This window comes from Lujinxingia litoralis, from assembly GCF_003260125.1.
Taxonomy (GTDB): domain Bacteria; phylum Myxococcota_A; class Bradymonadia; order Bradymonadales; family Bradymonadaceae; genus Lujinxingia; species Lujinxingia litoralis.
Map to the genome: position 1 here is coordinate 365982 of NZ_QHKO01000002.1, position 20196 is coordinate 386177.

Genomic DNA, 20196 nt, shown 5'->3' on the forward strand with positions numbered 1-20196 from the left:
ATGACCACCAAGTCCAACGCCGAACGTCTCCAGGAGCTCAACGAAGCCGCCGAACTCGGTGGCGGCCAGGCTCGCATCGATCGCCAGCACGATGCCGGCAAGCTGACCGCCCGTGAGCGCATCGACCTTCTCCTCGACGCCGGCACCTTCGTCGAACTCGACAAGTTCGTCACCAACCGCTGCAATGACTTCGGCATGGCCGACCAGAAGATCCCGGGCGACGGCGTCGTCACCGGCTACGGCAAGGTCGACGGCCGCCTGGTCTACGTCTTCGCCCAGGACTTCACCGTCTTCGGAGGAAGCCTCAGCGGCGCCTACGCCGAAAAAATCTGCAAGGTCATGGACATGGCCACCAAGTGCGGCGCTCCGGTCATCGGGCTCAACGACTCCGGCGGCGCGCGCATCCAGGAAGGGGTGGCAAGCCTGGCGGGCTACGCCGACATCTTCTACCGAAACGTACGCGCCAGCGGTGTCGTCCCGCAGATCTCCGCCATCATGGGACCCTGCGCAGGCGGCGCCGTCTACAGCCCGGCCATCACCGACTTCATCTTCATGGTCCAGGACACCTCCTACATGTTCATCACCGGACCGGAGGTCGTGAAAACGGTCACCAGCCAGGAGGTCACCAAGCAGGAGCTCGGCGGCGCCCACGTGCACAGCGAGACCAGCGGCGTCTCCCACTTCGAAACCCAGACCGAAGAAGAGTGCATCGCCAAAATCCGGGAACTCCTCTCCTTCATCCCCTCCAACAACGCCGAAGATCCCCCCTTCGTCCCCACCGACGACGCGTTTGACCGTCGCGACGGCGCGCTCGACACCCTGGTGCCGGAGAACCCCTCCAAACCCTACGACATCAAAGAACTCATCGGCCACGTGGTCGACGACGGATACTTCTTCGAAGTCCAGGAGGCGTTCGCCCGAAATATGGTCGTGGGCTTCGCCCGTATGGGAGGCCGCTCGGTGGGCATCGTGGCCAACCAGCCCGCCCACCTGGCCGGTTGTCTGGACATCAACGCCAGCCTCAAGGGCGCGCGCTTTGTACGCTTCTGCGACGCCTTTAACATTCCGATCGTCACTTTGGTCGACGTCCCCGGATTCTTGCCCGGCGTTGATCAGGAGTACGGCGGCATCATCAAGCACGGCGCCAAGCTCCTCTTTGCCTACGCCGAGGCCACCGTACCCAAGGTCACCCTGATCACTCGCAAGGCCTACGGCGGCGCCTACGACGTCATGAGTTCCAAGCACATCGGCGCCGACATCAACTTTGCCTACCCCACCGGCGAGATCGCAGTGATGGGCCCCGATGGCGCGGTGAACATTATCTTCCGTAAGGAGTTGGCCGAGGCCGACGACCCCGTAGCCCGAAAAGACGAGCTCGTGGCCGAGTACCGTGAGACCTTTGCCAACCCCTTCAAGGCCGCCGAACTCGGCTACATCGACGAAATCATCTTCCCGCGAGACACTCGCCCCCGCCTGATCCAGGCCCTCGAAATGCTCGAGAATAAGCGCGCTGAGAACCTGCCTCGCAAACACGGCAACATCCCACTCTGAGCCTTTCCTTCCTCAGATGCAGAACCAGGGCCCCTTACGGGGCCCTTTTTTTGTTCCCCTGTCCCGCCAGACCTATCCCCCCTTGAGACACAGACCGACCACCATCGCTCCAGGGCCCCAAAGCGCCCGGCCCCTCCCTTTCCCTCTTCCCTCACCGGGCCGCCCCGACCCGAACAAAAAAAGCCCCGGCCATATCGCCGGGGCTTTTCATTCAGCTTATCTCAGACGCGACTTAGCGCTCTTCGATCGGCTGCACCGAACGCTCGGTAGCTCCGGTGTAGATCTGACGCGGGCGGTGAATACGACCGGTCGGGTCGTTACGCATCTCGTGCCACTGCGCGATCCAGCCCGGCACACGACCCAGAGCAAACATCACGGTGAACATCTCAGTCGGGATGTTCAGAGCGCGGTAGATGATGCCGCTGTAGAAGTCGACGTTGGGGTAGAGCTTACGCTTGACGAAGAACTCGTCTTCCAGCGCCACCTTCTCAAGCTTCTTGGCGATGTCCAGAAGCGGGTCATCGACACCCAGGTCTTCCAGCACGTCGTCACAGGCTGACTTCAGGATCTTGGCACGCGGGTCAAAGTTCTTGTACACGCGGTGACCAAAGCCCATCAGACGGAAGCCCGACTCCTTATCCTTGGCCAGACCGACGTACTTCTCAAAGTCGCCACCATCGTTCTGGATCTCTTCGAGCATCTCCAGAACGGCCTGGTTCGCACCACCGTGCAACGGACCGGAGAGCGCTCCGACACCCGCCGAGATCGAGGCGTAAAGCGAGGCGTGGGCGCTGCCGACCATCCGCACGGTCGAGGCGCTGCAGTTCTGCTCGTGATCCGCATGAAGGATCAACAGCTTGTTGAGCGCCTGCTCAACCACCGAGTTGACCTTCGGCTCACCGGTGGGCTCACCCCACATCTGGTGCAGGAACTGACCGGCGTAGCTCAAACCGCTGGCCGGGTACACGTAGGGAAGACCACGGCGGTAGCGGTAGATGTAGGCCGCCAGCGAGTTCATCCCGGCGATGATCCGCAGAATGTCTTCTTCGGAGTCGCCCGTCGTCTCGTAATAGGAGCCGAACGCAGCCATCACCGCGCCGAGCATCGCCATCGGGTGCGCGCTGCGCGGGAAGCCCGAAAGAATCGTCTTCACGCCTTCATCAACAATGGCGTACTTCGCCAGCTTCGCCTGAAACTCGGCCAGCTGCTCCTGGTTGGGCAGCTCACCCCAGATCACCAGGTAGGCGACCTCTTCAAACGAGACCTTCTCGGCCAGCTCTTCGATGGAGTAGCCGCGGTAGCGCAGGATCCCCTTCTCACCATCGATGAACGTGATCTCGCTCTTGCACGAGCCCGTATTGCCGTAGCCGCTATCCAGGGTCACCGCCCCGGTGGTGCCCCGCAGCTTGGCGATCTCGATGGCGACCTCACCTTCGCTGCCCACGAAGGTGGGAAGTTCGTACTCGTTACCATTCAGGGTCAACTTCGCTGTGCTCATTGACTATCTCCGTCGAAGACTATGTCACTAAAAACGAACAGGTTGCTTGCTTGCGCGGGCCCCAACATAGGGACCAAAAATTCACACGCCAGGGCGCGCAGAGCGTAACAGCAAACCCCCTCCTTGGGAAGCCACCGCAACGCTTTGATATCATTGCACTCTTCCAAACCCACGCCGAACAAAGCCCCCCCTCTCAACGCTCTGCGTCATCCCCTCCCTCGTTCTCCTTACGATCGACGCGATCCGGGTCGTCAGCCGCACAGGGAATCTTGGCCAGCACAAACTTCAAGTTGTCATTGTGTACCAGACAGGCCTTCCCCTTCCAACGCTCGGGGAGCTTGCGCTGAAACTCCCCACGATAACGCGCGTTCTGCATGATCGCGTAGATCGGCCCCTCGATCTGCTCCTTCTTATACTTCTCCCAATCCTCATTGCTGCGAATCGGGATGACCAGGTTGTGGGTGTGATAGACCTCTCCTCGCCAGTTGAGGCGAAACGCGATGACGGGCTCCTCGCAATAGGTCTTGCGCCGGTCAGCTCCGGGTGGCGGCTCCACCTCGGTGCAAAGCTCGTAGTAGCGATCCCAGAGCTGCTTCTGGCTCATCGTTGAGCTGATGGTTGGCATGTACACATTGAGGCCGAAGTACGCCATGCCCAGTCCACCCACCACCATGGCGCCCACACTGATCCGCCTAAAACGCGCGCTTCGCGCAATCCCCGTCCCCAGCGCTCCCACCACGCAGATGGCCACCAGGGGCCGGAGCCACATCTGAAAGTAGGGGTCCCATGCCTCATGATTCCATTCGCGGTCGTAGCGATAAGAAAAGAGGTTCTTAATGGTCTGCGGATCGCTGACGATCTCCACGGCGATCACCGCCGCGATCAACGCCCCCACTCCAAAGAGCACACCACCCGGCTTCAGATCACCGTCCAGGAGATCGTCGAGCGCCAGCGCCACCAGCATCGCCAGCGCCGGCACCACCGGAAAGATATAGTGATGGAACTTGGTGCTCGAGAGCGTAAAGAGCGTAAAGGCTACCAGCGCCCACAAAAGCAGCATCAAGCTGGCGCGACCTTCATCGCGGTTCAGGCGCACCTTATGCCCGCCAAAGAAACGCGCGATGGCCGCGGGCACAAAACCCACCCACGGGAACAGCCCGTATCCCAACCAGCGCAGAAAGTGCTCAAAAGAACCCGTGGTCAGCTGATGCACACCGCTGGTGAGGCGCTTGAAGTGATCGTGCACAAAGAAGCGATTCCAGAAGCCCGGATGATGGCGAATCAGCATCGCCGCGTACCAGGGGAAGGCCACCGCGATAAACACCAGCACGCCTCGCCAGAACTCCACGCGCTTCAGCAGCCCCCACTCCCGTGTGGTCAGAATGTACAGGAAGAGCACCGCCCCGGGCAGCATAAAGCCGAGCAACCCCTTTGCCAGGGTCGCCAACCCGATAAACGCGTAAAACGTCAGCATGTAGATGCGCCCACGACTTACCGTGGGCCGCTCCAGCGTCAGGTAGAGCACGCCCAGCAGACAGCTGGCGTAGATCGCGGCCTGCGTCGGCCCCCAGATAAACCAACCCAGGAGTGCCATCGGGCGATCCTCTGCGCTGATCACCACCCCGAGCAGCGCGATAAAGAGCGGCCCCCAGGTCAGCAGCACCGCCCCCAGCGCCAGCTTCTTGCGCCGTGCGTCGTTCCACACCATCGACGCCACCACCAGCAACCCGCTCACCAGGAGCATCCCACCAAAGATCATGACGATCAGATTGAGGTTCGTCCCCATCTGGTCGATCAAAGTGTTATCCGCCCCGCGCCAGCGTGAGAGCCCGATAAGCACCAACGAGATCTGCGGAATTGTCAGCACCCCGATCCAACCGAGCCCCAGCCCCCAGGTCACCCGGCTGGCAGCAAGATCGCGGTCTTTCCCAAACGCCCCCATCATGAAAAAGCACATACCCACCGTCATCATGCCCACAAAGGGCATGTCGGTCTGAGCCTGACGTCCCAGCATAAACCAGAAGGGAGAACTCGCCAGCACCAGCGCCATCAACGCCCCGGCCCGACGCGTGAACACGCTGACCCCAAAGGCGTAGACCGAGAGGATCCCCAGCGCACCGGTCAGAGCCACCCCCAGCCGCACCGCAAACGCATTGACTCCGAAGAGCTCCATGCCGATGGCCATCATCCACATCAAGAGGATCGGCTTCGAATAGAAGTATGAGCCCTCGGTCCCCCCTTTGGAATCAACCCAGTGAGAGCCCCACCACGTGCTGATCCAGTCGTTGCGCTCGGTAATCTGGCGCCCCACCTCCCCGTAATGGGTCTCCCAGGGATCCCACAGCCCAAAGCTCCCCACAAAGGGAAGAACCACCGCCAGGGCCAGCACAAAGACCCAGGCGTGCTCGCGCCAGAAGTCCGAGGGACGTTGCACAAAGGTATCAAGCTCTCGCCACCACTGCCGCGCGGGCGTGGGGCCGGGGGCGCGCTCACTCATCGATCGTATCCGTCGCTGTTTGCCTGTTTGAACGCGCCATACCTGTCTTTTCTAAAAGAGCGCGCAGCCCGCGGAGTGTAGGGAAGCCCCAGAGGCGGTGTCAATCTCACCGCCTTCCCCCCGTTTCGGGCCACCAAACCGCCCCGAGGTACCCTGCCGGGCTTTTCTTGCCTGGAACCTCGGGCTGCACTTTAATGTCCTCAACGATCGCCGCTGCCGGGGCTCTGCCCCTGCCCTAGCCACAGCCCTACAGAGAGTCGACTGATGCCAGGTCGCACCATCGCACCATGGATTCTGAGCGCCCTCGCCACGCTCTGGGCCCTGCCGGCCGCCGCCCAACTCTACTCCTATGAGACGCCCTCCGGAGAGGTACTCATCACCAACGAGCGCCACCCGGAATACAAACTCCTCGAGGTCCTCAGCGAAGGTCCCTCCCCTCGTCGATCCACCCGCACATCAAGCGCCCGCGCGGCAAACCAGGCGGCTCGCGCCAGCCCTGCCGACGCCGACAATGAGCAGGCGCAAGAGGCCCGTGCCCGGGCTCGCCGCGGCCTGCCCTCCTCGTTTTCCGAGCGCGAGACCTACTTCGATGATCTGATCCAGGAGGCCGCCCTGGCCTACGACCTGCCCTTCGGGTTCATTAAAGCGGTCATTCGCATTGAGAGCGCGTTTCAACCCCAGGTCGTCAGCCACGCGGGCGCCATGGGCCTGATGCAGTTGATGCCGCGCACCGCAGAATCCCTGGGCGTCACCAACGCTTTTGATGCTCGTCAGAACGTCTTCGGCGGTGCGAAGTTTCTACGCATCTTGATCGACCGATACGATGGGGATATCAACCTGATACTCGCTGCCTACAACGCCGGCGATGTAGCGGTGCGACGCTACGATGGAATCCCCTACCCGCAGACCCGTGAATATGTCGCGTCGGTCTATCACTGGTACCAGGTCTATTCAGCCCAGGCGGAGATGCCTTGAGCGCCTCAACGATTCGGCAAGACATCGTCAACATCCCCAACGTGTTGACGCTGATACGCATCGCCCTGATCCCCGTCGTGGCCATGTTCATCGCCTTTGGCGACCCACTTAGCTGCCTGATTGCCGTCATTCTCTTCGGGGTGGCCTCCTTCACCGACTGGGTCGACGGGTACCTGGCCCGCAAACTCAACCTGGTCAGCATGACCGGGAAGTTCCTCGACCCGCTGGCCGATAAGCTCCTGGTCATGACCGCCCTGGTAATGCTGATCCCCCTGGGACGCCTCCCGGCCTGGATCGTCATTATCATCGTAGCCCGGGAGATCTCCATCTCCTCATTGCGCAGCCTGGCTGCCGGAGAGGGCCTCATCATCGCCGCCGGCGAAGGCGGGAAGTTGAAGACCGCCTTCCAGATGCTGGGGCTGGTCTTCCTCATCACTCACTACACCTATGAGATCGACTACGGACTCGCCACGCTGACCCTGAACTTCCACCGTATCGGCTTCTGGCTCCTGGCCATCTCGGTCTTCTTCAGCCTCTGGAGCGCCTGGGAGTACTTCTGGGGCTTCCTCAAAGCCATCGGCGCCCGCGGCGAAGACAACGCGGACGCCACCGCCTGACCCCAAATCCTCACCGCCCCCCCGGCCCGACCGCTCGGGGCCGAAGCCACGACCGCTCCCGAGCACAACGCGCCCCCTCCCAGCCAGACCCCACCCTCGCCCCGAGCGCGGCCTCTTCCGCCGAAACATCACCTCGGCCCGAGAGCTTGCGCAGCGCCTCCCCTCCTCGGCAGCCTCGCTCGCCATCCGAAGCGCTCCCCCTCCTCCTACTCCCGAACGCCACTCCCATCTGGACAGGGTCGAGCACCCCACAATTCGGACTCGACTCCCGACCGCTGCGGACGCGTTCCCCCCGGACTGCCACTCCATAACCCACACGGGGTAAAGCCCCCCCCCTGCCGCTCAGAGTCGACACTGACCCCGGGGAGACAAACATCCCCACAAATGGCACCCGTTACCCCCTTCGGGGCAGACGCACACCTCCGCGACTCGAACTCAACACCGAATCGATGGGGACATCCTACCCCGGGGGCTGGGACTCAACCCCGAACAAGGCCGGTGTCCCTCCCCTACCTCTCGGACTTACCCCTCATGGGCCAGGGTATTCCTCCCCTCACGCTGAGACTCGAGTCCCAACTCCGAGTCAGGCCCCCCTTCGGGGCCCCACAAACTCCACCGGCACGCCCAGCGCCTCCATACGCGATGCAGCACTTGCTCGCTCACCAGCCTCCGCAATGGCAAAAAGTTCCCGCACACGAGCCTGGTGCTCGTCAGCCGGGAGCTCCTCGCGACCGAACTCGGGCGTAAAAGGGGCAACGACACCAGCACGCACGCCGCGACGCCGGGCCAGGCGCACATAGCGCTCCAACACATCGACCTCATTTAGCCCACAGAGATCGCTGTAGATCGTCAGTTGCACCGGCCCCTTCCCAAGACCCAGCACCGCTTCAAAGAGCGCCTGAAGGCCATTGATCTTAGTGCCCGCTCGCATCTCAGGAGGAGGCGGCAGCTCCAGCCCCCGAAGTCTGGCAAAGCGACGCGCATCGCTGACATGAGGCTCCAGCACCCCGTGCGCTTCGGCCTCACTCTTCCAGCGGGCTAGCTCCCAGCTGAGTTGCGCGCGCAACCACCGACGCAGCAGACGCTGATCCACCGGCGCGTCGAGCCCCTGCTGGCAGCGGAAGTCCAGACGCTCCTGAACCAGAAGGTAGTCAGCAATGTAGCGCTCTACGGCGTCCTCATCCCAGGCGGTGCGCGCCGGGTCTACAATGGTGCGCAGCCCCACCACGTGATGAAGCACCCGCTGGAAGTGCCCGAGTCCGACGCCGGGCTTAATCGCACCGAAGATCGCGTGATCGAAGCTGTAGACCGCCACCTCATCGCCCTCCGCCAGCAGCGCACGCGCCTGCGCACAAAGCTGATGAATCGCAAAGTCGAGCTTGAGCCCCGGCGGTGTTCCCGAGCGCATCGAGGTAGAAATGTCCAGCGCCAGGACATGGCGGCGACCACGCTCATCATCGTAGTCGCGCGAGATCAGCCGACGCTGCCGAAGGGTCGCCTTCCAGGCGATAGCACGCAGCGGATCGCCGGGCTGATAGTCACGAAGCTCCCGCAGGTCGGTCCCAGCCGAAGCGGGCCGCCCCACCGACCGCTGAGGCTGCGCCGCGCTACCCGGCGCTCGTGCCACTCGCCTGCGCACGTCGGGCGCCTGCTCCGGGTAGATTTCAATCACCTGCACACAGGGGAGATAGTCCCGGGTCTTAACCAGCCCCCAACGCCCACTCAGGACAACCTCAAACCCCTGGAGGCTGGCCCGGCCCACGTGCTTTGCCTGCACCCGAGCCTCAAAGCCCACCTGGCATCCGCTTTTCAGCCCCGGGATCATGGGACTGGCCATCACCTCCACGCCGCCACTGACCACCGGCTCAAAGGCCAGCCGCCCCAGACGGACCGGCGCGGCATTGGAGATGCTGAGCTTGAGCGTCTGCCCCTGACCATAACGCATGCGCAGCGGCCCCTGAAGCAAGGCCACAGCAATCACAACCTGACGCCGCTGCAGCGCACGGGACTGCGTCAGAATCAGCATCATCGCACCGAGCAACACCCACCAGGGGATCTGCCCGAAGAGCACCACCAGGGGCTCCCGCGCCAGCGCTCCGAACGTGGTGAAGATCGCGCCGGTGGCAAAGAGCCATTTACCGGCGCCGGTCAGGTAAGGACTCATCACATCACCCGTAGCGCACCGCGCGCAGGGCACTCTCGATCAACAACTCGCCGGTCGTCCCATCGAGTTCCGCATCGGGATGCAGCACAATGCGGTGCGCGAGCACCGACACGGCCATCGCCTGAATATCGTCGGGCAGCACGTAGCCTCGCCCCCGAATCAACGCCCGGGCCTGCGCGGCCTTAAGCAGCGCCAGCGAGGCCCGCGGCGAAGCTCCCAGCAGCGCCCGGGTATCGGTGCGCGTCTGACGCACCAACCCCAGGATGTAGCGCATCAGCTCGTGACTCACGTGCACTTCCTCCACAAGCTCAGCGATCGCCGCGACCTCCTCGCCACCGATCACCTGCCGGGCTTCCGGACGATGACGCCGGTGCGTCTTCAGCACCTCCAACTCCTGATCGGCACTGGGGTAACCCAGCGTGAGTTTGATCAGAAAGCGGTCAAGCTGAGCCTCCGGCAGCGGGTAGACCCCTTCCTGCTCCACCGGGTTCTGGGTGGCCAGCACAATAAAGGGCGACGACAGCCGATGAGTCACCCCCTCAATGGTCACCTGGCGCTCCTGCATCGCCTCCAGCATCGCCGACTGCGTCTTGGCCGGGGCCCGATTGATCTCATCACCCAGCAGAACATTCGTGAACACCGGTCCCCGACGCAGCGTAAACTCGCTGGTACGCAGGTCAGGCACGTAGGTCCCGGTGATATCGCTGGGGAGCAGATCTGGGGTGAACTGAACCCGACGAAAGTCCGCCGCTAGCGTCTGAGCGAAGGCCCGGCACAGAGTCGTCTTTGCAACCCCCGGAACGCCCTCTAGCAGGATATGCCCGCGGGCAAAAAGCGCGACCAATAACGCGTCCACTACCTCGGCCGGGCCGATGAAAAGTGACGCCACCTCCTCGCGGATCGCCTCGCAGCACGCACGCACCTCCTTCAGCCGCTGCTGCGCAATAGCCGAGGCGGCACCGTCGGGCGTCTGCACCGCGGCAACCATCGCCGCGGCCCCCTCCCTACCCTCGTCAGCCGCCTCGGCGCGCAGCGAGTTGGGGTTTGTGATGTTGACGGGTCCGTCGCTCATAGTCGGCCTCTTTGCCCATCCACCCTAAGATCTCGTGGGCCTGTTGGTAAAAGCGCGCCAGGTCACCCGCGCTGTAGTGAATATCACTCTCGAGAAAAACCCGATGACGGGTAGGCACCCCGGCCAGGAGACTCAAAAAGTCCTGGACACGCTTACGGCGCCGGCCGCGTTCAGCATCGGGAAAGCGCCCTGAATAACGGGCATCAAACTCCCGGGCCACCACGTCGATCGGCGGGCGCGTCTTACTGGTAGAAGGCCACAGCCCCAGAGCATCGAGAAAGATCTCTTCGAACACCTCTTTAAGAATTGCCATCGGGAGCGCCTGATTGATGCTCCGGTCCAGCCGGGAGAAACGCGCCACGTTCCAATCAAATTCGGTCTGAGGTGGAGCGAGCTCGTGACGCTCTCGCTGCACAAACTCGCTGAGGCGACGCGAACGCCGCCAGGGCAACACCGTCGCCAGATACGACACACTGCCCAGCGAGAGCAGAAGCCCTAGAAAGTAGAGCAACTCCGTCTGCGCCAGTTCTTTAAAAATATGGCGAACCCGCTCATTGATCCTCTCAATGCGCGCGACCACCGCCCCTTCGGCCCCATCTCCGGAGCCTCGTCGCCGATAGCCATGCCGTGTGTCGAAGTCGCCGTGGACCAGCCAGACCCGACAACCCTCACCAACAGGCTCGCAGAGATAGTCCACACTGTTAACAGCCAACCGCTCATTATCGGCCACCGGGAGCATGGCATTGATCCACAGACTGGGATCGGAGACCACCACCGCCCTGCCCTCACCAAGGGTCATGTCGTAGACCAACCCCGCCCCCTCATCAAAGGCGACCACCGGACCGCCCTGATTCAGAAGGAGCGCGGGCACATTAGAAATGACCTCCTCAACCTCGACAAGCAGCGGGTGGCGTCCCCGGGTGACATGACGCGGCCACTCGGGCTCCCCCCCCACAAAGTTGTGATGAGGCAAGGCCTCGGGCAGTGGCTCAAGCCGCTGAAGCGAGAGGCGCTCCATCAGCCCTGCCCCCCCTCCAAAATCATCGGCCAGAAGCAGGCGCCCACCGTCGACCAGAAACGCTGCGAAATTCTCAGAGTCAAGCGCGCGGGTTGGGTACACCACCACAAGCACGTCTTCGGGATGAACCCGGGACCAATCGAGCTCATCGACGACGTGAAGCTCACCACTCTGGCGCCGGACAAGCTCCGCAAAACGAGCCATCCCCTGCCAGTCGGTGGAGTCAGGATCGTATTCCCCAGCACGGGCCGGGTGAGCAACCAGACTCCAGGCCACCATCATCGCCAGGGCCAGGCCCCTATGCACGACACGAGCACTCATTCCGCTTGCCCCACAGCGCCGGCCACCGGCTCTACCCCAAGACGATCGAGTTCCAGCACCACCTCGCGTACCCGGTGCCAGACCTCGACATCATAATGATGTCCGCTGAAGTTGGTTTCCTCGACAGCCGCAGTCAGCACCCGAAGCAACGCGTTGGGACGCTCCTGGGGAGCAAGTTCCCGCCAGCGCTCCAGCTCCTGCTGCCAGCCCTGGCCCGCCGCGTGCTGGGGCCCCATATGACGCGAGAGCGCTCCCGCGATTTGCGCCGGGGTAAGCGTCCCCCAGAGGTCGTCGCCGTGGGCACGTTGAATAAGCCATCGGTAGAGTTCGCGAATCTTCAACGGCACTGGCGTCATACTCAGACGGACCCGTGCCGGACTGGAGGCATCCAGGCGCGCACTCGCCAGCACAAACCCCGGTGCCTGGGCCATCAGCGTCACCTGACCGACCGACGGACGGCTCACAGAACATCGCCCCTGCGGCCCACCCCGCACACTCTCCTCGACGCCCTCGGGCCCCTCCACCCGCACAACCCCTTCCGCGACAGGACGCTCCCGCCAACGATCCCAGAGCTCCACCACAACCCGGCGCTCTTCCGACGCCAACGCATCCGACACCTCCGGCAGCCGGTCCAGGCACACCTGCTCGTGACCTCGGTCGAGCTCGGCCCGAAATCCCTCCTCGCCCCCCCGGGACGCCTCCCGTGCACGAAACCCGGTGATGATCTGACGTGCCCGGCGCACAAAACTCAACAACGCCCCGCGACCAAACCACAACAAGGCCAGAACGGCGGCCAACACAGCGAGCCCGCGCACCGGACGCTCCCAGGGCGCAGGCTTCACGTCCCAACGCTCTCCGGGCCAGCTCAGGGGCGCCCCGGCATCAGGAAACACCTCGGCCGAAACCTCCCAACGCCCCTCATCCGCACCGGCGACCTCGACAAACCCGCGCGCTCGCCCGGCAGCATCGGTCATCCCCTCCAACTCCCGCACCACCTCCCCATCGTGCCGAACCTCCCAGACCACCCTGAGATCCGGCACGCCCCCGCGTTCATCGGAAACCTCAATCCCTATCTCTACACCACGCTGCAGGCGTAAAAACACCTGTTCAACCTGCCCCGTCACCGCCACGCTATCCCCTCGGCGCACGCTCCGACTCTGATGCACCTCGTCGCGATACGGCGAAGGCTCCACCACAAAATCGAAGCGATTGTCTCCCTGCTTAAGAAAGGGCGCGAGCTCAATGGTGCCTCGTCCATAGGCATCGAGTTCCACCGCCGCCACAGCTTCCCTGGCGCGGTAGACCGAGACATACGTGGCCACCCCTATCCCACCACTGCTGGCCTGAAGCTCCACCGGAGCCGGCGCCCCACCGAGGACGAAAGCTGGCGCCTGCACGCGCAGCTCCACCTCCTCAGGCACGAGACGGGCGGAGGCCCTCGCGCTGGCGACACTCAGGTGTTCAGATCCGGCATGCCCTGCCTCGACCGAATACACCCCGGGAGCACGCTCCGTTGACCAGCTAAAGCCCCCATTAAAATCGGTGTAAACACGTGCGCGCTCGACCTCGATCAGCCGCTCATCACGAACGACCAGATCCACCCGGCGTTGGACAAGCCCCGCCCCCACGTCATCAACAAGACGTCCTCTTACCCCCAGCGTGGTTCCGGCCCCTGTGGCCTCCAGCTCCAGCGAAGCATGGCCACGAACCCGCACTTCAAAGGCCGCCGCCGGAGAAACCCGTCCGATCTCAGGTCCGCAGATCACGGCCATCATCAACGTACAGGTTACCAGCAGTCTCGGCCCTGATCTCACTCAGCGACCTCCGCCACCGGCTTAAGCGCAGTGCGGGCAGCCTTCAGAAGCTCCGGCCACGGAGCCTCCGCGTCGAGTGCTTCGAGTCGGTCCAGATGTTCGGCCGCACGTTGCTGCTCGCCATCCTGCAGGGCAACCTGTGCCAGGCCCCAATGAGGTGCAGGGGCGGTGGGATTCTTCTGCAGCGCGCGCGCGAAGTACTCACGCGCCAGCTCGCTCTCCTGACGCGCCAGGTGGTAGCGCCCCATCTCGGCGAGTACATCGGCACGATTGCCGCCGACCTCGCGGGCGCGTTGCAAATGGGGTGCGGCGGCCTCATCGCCCTCGCGAGAGCCATGCAAGATGGCCAACCATTTGTTCATCTCCGCCACCGCCGGCGCATGACCGGCCGAACTGGAGTAGTCTCTCAGCAGCTGGGGCAGATCTCGCCGCCCCCGCGCCGGATCGCCCAGCATGTAGGCACGCCCCAGCCCCTCGACCGCCGCCACACTTCGACGATCGCGTAACGTTGCCAGCAAAAAAGCCTCGCGGGCCATCTCGTAACGCTCAAAGTCCAGGTGAACTCTCCCAAGTTCGATCAGCAAGGAGGAATCATTCTCATCCCCTCGCCACGAACGCCGAAAATACCCCCGGGCCCGCGCGTCCTCACCCGCCAGGCGTTCCAGGAGCCCCATCTGCCAGTTGACCTCCGGATGCCCGGGAGCGAGCTCCAGAGCCTGCTCAAACAAGGCCTGGGCACGCTCCAGATCCCGACGCCAGAATGCCGTCGTGCCCAGATCAACAAGGTGCGAAACCCCGACCGGCCCAACTTGATTCCAGCGCTCCACCGCAGACTCAAAGTCCGCGGGCACCTCTCCCGAACGCGCATAAATACGTAACCGGGTCAGGTCGAGTTCCATACGCTCGTCCAACACACCCGCTGCATCACGGCCCCGACCCAGCGCTAAAAAGCTCAGCGCCAGTATCCTTCGGCTCTCCCACTCCCCGGGAACCTCCCGGGCGTCGACAGCCTCCTCAAACTTGCCCGAGGCATACGCCAGGGCCGCCACCCCCTGTGCACGCTGTGCCTCATCCTTGATCTGACCCACGATCGTACGGGCCGCCCGGCGACGCCCGGCCACCATATGGGCCCGGGCGATGCCCAATCGCGCCTCATCGGACCACCGCTCCTGCGTAAGCAGCGGCTCCAGCGTACGCACGGCCTGCTCCGACGAGCCCAACTCACGCAATACCGACGCCCGCACTTGCAACGCCTCGATTCGGATGTCAGTGGGCGCGTCCCCGACCTCGTAAGGCTCGCTCAGATGAGCAGGACGCGTTGCCTCATAGCGCGCAAGCACCTGCCCTCGGGTCTGCGCCTGGGCATCAGTCGGCAATGTCGGAGCATCGTCCACCGCGAGCGACAATGGTAGCGCAAGGTCGGGACGCCCCAGAGCAACCAGCCCTTTGGGAGCAATCACCTGAACCTGGTGGTAGAACTCCGCGCGCAGCCCTGAATCCGCCAGGGCAGCCAAAAAGTAGTCTCGCGCTGCCTCGGGCTCAAAAAGCAACACGGAGGCCTGCCCGGCCACCACCAACCCCGGCGCCAGCGCTGGCGTACGTTCCACCGCCGGACGCACACGATCCATGGCCAGGACGCCGTCTTCATCAAGCGCCTCCGCGGCACCGGCCAGGCCTCTCCACGCCCGGACAAACAGGTCTTCTCCCCCATCCGCCGGCGTCTGATGTCGGGCGTCGTGTTCCCCGAGTTCGAACCACGTCAACCCGACGTAGACGTGTTCGGGATGCGCCCTCTCCAACGCCTGACGATGAGCCTCCCACAACGCCTGATCGTAGCGGTGCGCGGCCAATCGCATCATCCCGGCGTGCGCAGGCACAAACTGCTGATGGCGAGCCAGCAGGCGTTGATAACCTCCCAACGCGCAATCCCACTGCCCGCGCGCCTCACACAGGCGCCCCCGAGCATAGAGCGCTGCCAGACTCATCGGCTCGCTATGTTCTGCCAGAACCACGTGTTCGGTGGCCGCTTCCCAGTCCGCTGCTGCCGTCGCCAGAAGCGCCCGGGCAGCCATCCCCCACGCCGTGGATGCGCCTTCGCCCAACTCGCCATCGCCTACCTCCTCCTCGCCAGGCCCCAACTCCACAGTCTGCACCGCACTGGCAAAGGCCCACCGCTCCACCACTTCGGAGCTCTCGCGATGCCCCCGACTCGCTCCGGCCAGCGCATCGTCCAGCGGAGTCAAGTCCATGTAATCCAGCGATTCCAGACGCGTATCCAGCTCTGCCTGCAAGCGCACTCGTCGGGTATGCTCCCACCCTGCCCAGGTCGTTGCCCCGAGCACCGCAAGCGCCACGGCCCCGAGCGCGACGAGCGCAACCCTGCGGCGAAGATGACGGGGCGAATGGCTCGGGCGACGCCGCTCGATCTCTTCGGTGGTGGGGAGCCCTACATCGCGCCGCACAACTTGCGCGCGCTCCACCTCCACAGGATCTTGCAGCACCTCTCCTCGCTTGCGAGCGCCCTCCCGCTCCCCCTGCTCCGGAGCCTCTTCTGACTCCCTCGCCAGAGATTCCCCGCTGACGGAAGCCTCCGCGGCAAGGCCCCCATTCCCCTCCCCGGGGGGCTCCCCTGCCGCCGACTCCTCTGCGTCATCCGTACCTTGTTCGGCATCCCCATCACGTGCGCCAGGCACGGCCGGCGCCGGCACGATCACATCCATCCCTTGCTCCCGGGCCAGCTGCCGCAGCGCCCGAGCCATCGCCACCTTTTCCCGCGACTCGAGGTCTTCGCAGAGCAGTCCCAGAAGCTCCCCGCGCGCCGGCTGAAACTCCAGCGCGCGTAGCATATCGGACTCCACCCCGGGATATTCGACCGAACGCGTATAGGTATAGAGAAGCAAGTCGAGCGCGTCTTCACGCTCTGGGTGCCGCCTCAGCCCTTCGACCAACTGCACCAGGCCCCGCACCGCGTCGCCGCGGTCGAGAGCCTTCTGTGCGCGAAGCAAAAAGTCCATAACAGGAGCGCCACCGGGCCGCACATACGCGGCCGCGAATCAGCGCGAGATCTTCACTTCGCCCGGGAGGAAGATTCCCAGCCCCACCGAGAGCATCACCGTATTGGAGAGCTGAGGGCTGGCGGAGCCGCTGCTGATCTCGGCGCGGTTGTAGAGGTAATTACGCACCTGGAAGTTCAGTGCGAACATGTCGCTAAGGAAGAACCGGGCACCGCCACCGAAGTAGCCTCCCGGGCGCGTTCCTGCGATGCCCTCATCGGTGGCAAAGCCCTCAATGGCAGGCTCAACCCCTTCGTTTACAATCACCATCCCGCCAAAGAGATGAAGATCGTAATGAGAGAAGAAGGAGTTCATCACCGAGAACTTCCCGAAGATCGGCACGTAGGTAAAGCCCACGTCGGCGGCCCACCCGATGGAGGAGTAGCTCAGGCGTTCCAGCCGCGCATCTTCGTTCCCCTCGGCCAGGGTCCGCTCCAAATTCTCACGCAAATTGGTCTGCGGATGAAAGGCACCATACTGAAACGAGGCGCCCAACCCGAAGGAGTTGTTTAGAAAGTAAGTTCCACTGACGCCCACCATACCATTGCGGGTGTAAGCATCATTCATGGTGAACGCCACCATGGGCTGAAGCTCAAAACGCGCGGAACGATGCAAGAGCTGACGCCGTACAATAGGCCCGCTCTCCACGGCGGCGATCTCGTCACTTTCAGCAGCTTGAGCCGGCGTATGCGGCATCCACATCGCGCTCAAGACCAGGGCGAAGACCAGGGGCCAGCGATTCGACTTCTTCATGAGCTTCTCAACCAGACAGGCTACAATTCAGTGCACAGGCGTCGCGTTCAGCGCTGCGCCGAGGCTTCACTATCGGAGTACTCAAAGCTGGTGGGCAGGTAGAGGCTTACTCCCGCCCCCACCGATACCGAGTGGGTGAGCACGCCCTCACTGACCCCGCGCAGCTGGGCGCTGTAGATCGTGTCTCGAACCTCCAGGTTGAGCGCCATCCAGTCGTTCAAAAACACCCGGGAGGTCACCGCCGCCGTTCCAGCCAACCCGCTCGTACCGCCGGGGCGCGCGATCGAGGCCGAGTTCGCAAAGAGCGCCCCCGCCGAAATCGACACGTCGTAAAAGAAGAGCCCGCGATTAAAGAGGGCAAACTTCCCAACCAGCGGCGCAAACCCCAGCTCGGCGCCACCGGCCCAGTTCAGATAGGCCGCATCAGTCCGCGCACGCGCCTCGCTGTCCACATCCCGGAAGGTTTGAGTGGGACCTCCGAGCACATCGCCAAAGTTGTACCAGTCAAAGACCAGCCCGGCGTAAAAGCGCTCGGAGAAGTGGAAGTTGGCGTTGGCTCCGACCCGGAAATTTCGATACACCGCGTCGTTAACATTCACGCCAAAACGCGGCGACACGTCCAGACGCTTCTTCTGAAGCACTGGCCGACGCTGAATGACGTGAATGGTGTCGGAGAACTGCTGCACGCTTTCTTGAGCGGCAGCCGGCGCGCTCACGGCAGCAGCACTGCACAGCGCAGCAAGAGCAAGCAAATGACGAGCGGCGAAACAACGGTGAGACATGATTCATCCAGAGGCTGGGACCTGGGAGATTTTTGGCTCCAGGCCCACTACAGCTCGACCGGGGCAAGTGCCCCGCACGGGTTTACCTTCGAATCGCTGGCCGAGATATAGCACAGGGATTTTTGAAGCGGCAAGTCACCCTCTTGCCCCTTTCGGGGCCCACAGCGCGCCCGACCTGGCTTCGGGCGTGGCGTGCTGCGGCTTCAGGTGACTTGTAAAAAGACGCACACCCTCCATCGACGCGATCGCGCTCACATGAAAAGCGCCTCCACGAACTCTCTGGAGTCGAAGGGACGTAAATCTTCAACCCCTTCGCCAATGCCAATGTAACGCACCGGCGCGTCCAACTCGTCGCAGATCCCCAGGATCACTCCGCCCTTGGCCGTACCATCGAGCTTGGTGAGCACCACCCCGGTGATATCGCAGGCTTCTTTAAACATGGACGCCTGCTGAATGGCGTTCTGACCGGTATTGGCATCGAGCACCAGGATCGTCTCGTGAGGCGCCCCTTCCAGGGCTTTGCCGGTCACCCGACCGATCTTGCCCAACTCATCAAGCAGGTTGACCTTGGTATGCAGACGCCCTGCAGTGTCGCAGATGATGACGTCGGCCCCCTCAGCCATGCCTTTCTCAATACCGGCATAGATGACCGAAGCCGGATCGGCACCGTCTTCGCCGCGATGGATCGGGATGTTGGTTCGCTGGGCCCACACATCCAACTGCTCGACGGCCGCCGCGCGGAAGGTATCGCCAGCGACCAGCATCACGCTCTTACCTTCGCGCTTCAACTTGCTGGCAATCTTGCCAATGGTCGTGGTTTTACCCACACCGTTGACTCCGATCACCAGCATGACAAAGGGCGTATGCGCATCGAAATCGATCGAGCCCTCGTGCTTACTGAGGATATCTTCGCAATACGAGCGAATACTCCCCCAGATCGCCGCCGGATCACGCTTCTCGTCACTGGAGAGTTCGTCTTCGACCGTATCGATGATTCGCTGAGCGATCTTCGCTCCGATATCCGCCGTGAAGAGAATCTCTTCCACTTCATCAATGATATCGTCAGGAATCGTCTCGTGGCTAAAGAGCTTGCCCAGGCGATCGACAAAACCGGTGCGCGTCTTCTGCAGGCCATCTCGAAGCGAAGCAGGCTCTTCCGCAGCGGGCTTGGCAACCGGCTCGGGCGCCCTGGTCACCACGGGCTCGGGTGCCGTCTCGATCGCGGGCGCTGCCTGGGCCGCGGGCTTAGGCAGTTTGGGCTTCGGGAGAGCCCCGGCGCCACTCTTCGTACGACCGCTCGTGGGCTTTGGCGCAGGGAGGCTGATCCCCCCCTCCTCTCGCACTCCACCGGGCGCCTCCGGAGTGGAGACCTTCGGCAGGCTAAGACGGGGCTTAGGCGCGGGCTTGGTCTCAACCTCGGGCGCCTCGGCCTCGGCAAGCTCCGTGGCAGCCTCGCTCTCAGACACCTCAGCCTGGCGTTCTTCTTCAACCTCAGGCGCTTCGGCCGCGGCCTCTTCCTCCAGCGCGGGAGCTCCCGCTTCGACCGCGCCCTCCTCAACTTCAGGCTCACCGGCTTCAACAGCCTCCGACACCACTTCTTCGGCAGAAGGCTCCGGCTCCAGGGAAGGCTCGGCTGCACGCTCAGCCCCCCGTGGAGCTTGAACCTCAGCATGTTCTTGAGCCGAACGCTCGGTCGCCTCGGCGGCCGTCTCACGACGCGCCCCCTCGCCCTTGACCCGCGCGCGCTTCGCGAGCTTGATCTCGGCCAGTGACATCCCCTCATGAATCTCGACCGGGGCCTCGACCTCGGGGCGATCCTCGAGCACATCCGCCGTGGGGGCCTGCCCTCGCTCTGGCGGCGTGGCTCGCGGACGCTCCACATCGGCGCCCTTCCCTTTGCGCAGGAACATCAAGAAGGCGACCACTGCCAGCAGCACAAGTGCTACCAGAACAATCGGCAACCAACTGACCGGCTCCACCTCAGCGGCCTGACCCAGAAGCGTCAGCTCCGTGGCACTGCTCAAAAGCGTCTCACTCATCCGTCCTTCCATCTTTGAAGTTGATCCTGGCCGGGCTCAACG

The 20196-nt window shown here is 63.3% G+C and carries 13 protein-coding genes; 3 read left to right on the plus strand and 10 right to left on the minus strand.

Annotated features, from left to right (window positions below; genetic code table 11):
* Entirely contained in the window at positions 1 to 1551 is a 1551-nt protein-coding gene (locus DL240_RS06185; protein WP_111729000.1) for an acyl-CoA carboxylase subunit beta, read from the plus strand.
* A 232-nt stretch (positions 1552 to 1783) separates the two neighbouring features.
* Here DL240_RS06185 and DL240_RS06190 read toward each other — a convergent pair whose 3' ends face one another.
* Positions 1784 to 3049: a citrate synthase gene (locus tag DL240_RS06190; protein ID WP_111729001.1), complete on the minus strand. Its 1266-nt coding sequence runs from the start codon at positions 3047 to 3049 to the stop codon at positions 1784 to 1786.
* A 193-nt stretch (positions 3050 to 3242) separates the two neighbouring features.
* Positions 3243 to 5546, minus strand: coding sequence for a glycosyltransferase family 39 protein (locus DL240_RS06195; protein ID WP_111729002.1), 2304 nt, complete (start codon positions 5544 to 5546; stop codon positions 3243 to 3245).
* A gap of 264 nt (positions 5547 to 5810) precedes the next feature.
* On the opposite strand from DL240_RS06195, the gene DL240_RS06200 reads away from it, so the two are divergent.
* Both DL240_RS06200 and pgsA read left to right on the plus strand, forming a co-directional pair.
* Positions 5811 to 6521 carry a lytic transglycosylase domain-containing protein gene (locus tag DL240_RS06200; RefSeq protein ID WP_111729003.1) on the plus strand — a complete coding sequence of 237 codons (711 nt, stop codon included), beginning with the start codon at positions 5811 to 5813 and terminating at the stop codon, positions 6519 to 6521.
* Complete coding sequence (gene pgsA / locus DL240_RS06205) at positions 6518 to 7138, plus strand: CDP-diacylglycerol--glycerol-3-phosphate 3-phosphatidyltransferase (protein WP_111729004.1); 621 nt, start codon at positions 6518 to 6520, stop codon at positions 7136 to 7138. Before DL240_RS06200 ends, pgsA begins: the two co-directional genes overlap by 4 nt.
* A 583-nt stretch (positions 7139 to 7721) precedes the next feature.
* Here pgsA and DL240_RS06210 read toward each other — a convergent pair.
* From DL240_RS06210 to ftsY, 8 genes are all read right to left on the minus strand, one after another.
* Complete coding sequence (locus tag DL240_RS06210; RefSeq protein WP_146618137.1) at positions 7722 to 9302, minus strand: DUF58 domain-containing protein; 1581 nt, start codon at positions 9300 to 9302, stop codon at positions 7722 to 7724.
* 4 nt (positions 9303 to 9306) lie between these two features.
* On the minus strand, positions 9307 to 10290 hold the full coding sequence (locus tag DL240_RS06215; RefSeq protein WP_111729252.1) for an AAA family ATPase: 984 nt from the start codon (positions 10288 to 10290) through the stop codon (positions 9307 to 9309).
* A gap of 25 nt (positions 10291 to 10315) precedes the next feature.
* Complete coding sequence (locus DL240_RS06220) at positions 10316 to 11713, minus strand: DUF4350 domain-containing protein (RefSeq protein WP_146618138.1); 1398 nt, start codon at positions 11711 to 11713, stop codon at positions 10316 to 10318.
* The gene (locus tag DL240_RS06225; protein WP_158542388.1) at positions 11710 to 13527 is read right to left on the minus strand and encodes a hypothetical protein; all 1818 of its coding nucleotides are present in this window, start codon (positions 13525 to 13527) and stop codon (positions 11710 to 11712) included. The genes DL240_RS06220 and DL240_RS06225 overlap by 4 nt, the downstream gene beginning before the upstream one ends.
* Entirely contained in the window at positions 13524 to 16541 is a 3018-nt protein-coding gene (locus DL240_RS06230) for a tetratricopeptide repeat protein (RefSeq protein ID WP_111729008.1), read from the minus strand. Before DL240_RS06230 ends, DL240_RS06225 begins: the two co-directional genes overlap by 4 nt.
* A gap of 39 nt (positions 16542 to 16580) precedes the next feature.
* Positions 16581 to 17333, minus strand: coding sequence for an outer membrane beta-barrel domain-containing protein (locus DL240_RS06235; protein ID WP_111729009.1), 753 nt, complete (start codon positions 17331 to 17333; stop codon positions 16581 to 16583).
* Positions 17334 to 17380: 47 nt separating this feature from the next.
* A complete protein-coding gene (locus tag DL240_RS06240; RefSeq protein ID WP_111729010.1) occupies positions 17381 to 18115 on the minus strand; it encodes an outer membrane beta-barrel domain-containing protein in 735 nt (244 codons plus the stop codon).
* A gap of 251 nt (positions 18116 to 18366) precedes the next feature.
* The gene (ftsY, locus tag DL240_RS06245) at positions 18367 to 20154 is read right to left on the minus strand and encodes a signal recognition particle-docking protein FtsY (protein ID WP_199589756.1); all 1788 of its coding nucleotides are present in this window, start codon (positions 20152 to 20154) and stop codon (positions 18367 to 18369) included.
* Positions 20155 to 20196 lie beyond the last annotated feature (42 nt).